Source organism: Collinsella sp. TF06-26, assembly GCF_002232035.1.
Taxonomy (GTDB): Bacteria; Actinomycetota; Coriobacteriia; order Coriobacteriales; family Coriobacteriaceae; genus Collinsella.
In genome coordinates, this window is record NZ_NKXR01000031.1 from 1 (window position 1) to 1,943 (window position 1,943).

General features: G+C 55.2%; 2 protein-coding genes. Both read right to left on the reverse strand.

Annotated features, from left to right (window positions below):
* Positions 1–603: 603 nt before the first annotated feature.
* A complete protein-coding gene (locus CHY22_RS09795; RefSeq protein WP_089573693.1) occupies positions 604–1,728 on the reverse strand; it encodes an aminotransferase in 1,125 nt (374 codons plus the stop codon).
* A gap of 149 nt (positions 1,729–1,877) precedes the next feature.
* Positions 1,878–1,943, reverse strand: a 66-nt coding sequence (locus CHY22_RS10010) for an arginine deiminase family protein (protein WP_143759195.1), incomplete at its 5' end; no start/stop codon positions are given.

The following is a 1,943-nucleotide window of genomic DNA, read 5'->3' on the forward strand; positions in this document are numbered from 1 at the left end:
TCGGAAGGCACGTGCAGACCTTTCGTCATGGCCTCCTACCTTTCTTTCGGGCCCCTGTCAGGGCCGATTCGTTAGCGCCCCTCCGTGTGAGGCGTTATTGCTGACGACATATTTATATCCAAAATCAGTCCATACTTCCACCTCGCCCCCGAACGGTTTTATATGAGGGGTGAACGGCATACACATATACTTCACGCATGGCACACTTTGATATAATAAAGTGTATTTACGTGCTAAAACGCGTTTTCAGTCCAAATAGCAAATGGAACTTAACTTTATTAAACCACCCTCAAATTGCATATTTCTAATAAAGCTATGAATAGAATCAGCGATTCATGCCGCGTCTCAACCATTTTCATTTTTATTCAGAAAAAAGTTTGTCCTATTCATTTCTGGTAAACAAATTACCGTTTACCAGACGCTTGATACCGTTCACCGGAAGCTCAGTATAAGGCCCAGCGGATACCGGCTCGCTTTACGGCCCCATTTGTAACAACTTGACTTCTCGGTATAGAAAAACGAACCCGCTTCCCCTAGGGAAACGGGTCCGTTTTCGATTATCTTCGGCCAATTTGGATAAGGCCCTCGAAGATCGTCGGAATCCTAGCGATCGAACTCCACCAGTGCCTCGCCCAAAAGCCTCAGGCCCTCGCGAAGAACGTCTTCGCTCGCGCAGTAGCCCAGGCGTGCGCCGCAGGGAAGTTCAAAGCGGCTACCGGGGACCAGCAGCACTCCCCTCTCGGCCAACAGGCGCTTACAGAATTCCTCGTCATCCTCGGGAATATCCAGCTGGATAAACGAGGTGGATATTCCCTGCGGGGCCGTCCAGGAAACGCGATGCTGCGTATCGATCCAAGCCTGCGCGATATCGCGGTTGCCAAACACGATCTTGCGATTGCGCTCGAAAATCTTATCCTTGTGCTCAAGCACATAGGTCGCCAGGGCATCGTTGAACACGCCGCCGCAGATCATGGTGTAGTCGCGGTAGGTGCGGATGCGGTTGGACACCTCTTCGTCGGCCACGACCCAGCCCACGCGGGCCGCAGGCGTCGAATAGGTCTTGGACACCGAGTTGGTGACAATGGCCTTCTCGTACATGTCGGCCATCGACATATAGGAGTCAGTGTTTTCGAGCGGCAGGCACACCTCGTCGCACAGCACATAGGCGCCAGCCGAACGGGCGATCTCGGCAATCTGGCCGAGCATATCGGCATCGAGCACCGTACCGATGGGGTTCGATGCGTTGTTGATGCAGATGAGCTTGGTATTGGGACGCACCAAGCGTTTAAGCTCCTCGATATCGGGCTTCCAGCCAAGCTCCTCGCGAAGCTCCCAATACTCGACCTCGGCACCGAGCGTACGCGGAATCTCGTAGAGCGGCGCGTAGGTGGGCCACTCGGCGATGACATGGTCGCCGGGCTCGACCACGGCCATGATGGCGTTGAGGTTAGCGCCCGTGCAGCCATTGGTCTGCAGAATGTGATCGGGATTGACCTCGCGACGATACAGCTTGGCAACCTCGGCCTTAAACTCCGGAGAGCCCTCGATCCAGCCGTAGTTCATCTTCTCGCGGTCCAGGCGCTCGTAGAACGTGGCGCCGTCCTGCTCATCGAGCGCGCGCAGCTCGCCCATGGTGAGCGACGAGATCGTCGACTGGGCGATGTCCCACGTGGCGCTCTTCTCCCAAACGTTGAGCCATTCCTCAACGCCAATCGTCTTAATGTCCATGGCCAAGCTCCTTACAAAAGCAGTCATCCAACCGTGTTGACGTTCCTCATACAAGATTGGGGCGGCGCGAAAACCCGCACCGCCCCAATGGGAGACATCTAACGTCAGCTAGATGTATGTATTAAGACCTATACGGGTCCTAGAAGACCTTAGAGGTCCTCACGCCAGAAGGGCATGCTCATGCAGCGCGGGCCGCCGCGGCCGCGGGAGAGCTC

What these genes read in the sequence shown, in the direction of transcription:
- CHY22_RS09795 (WP_089573693.1), bottom strand. Translation starts at nt 1,728, where the DNA reads ATGGACATTAAGACGATTGGCGTTGAGGAATGGCTCAACGTTTGGGAG.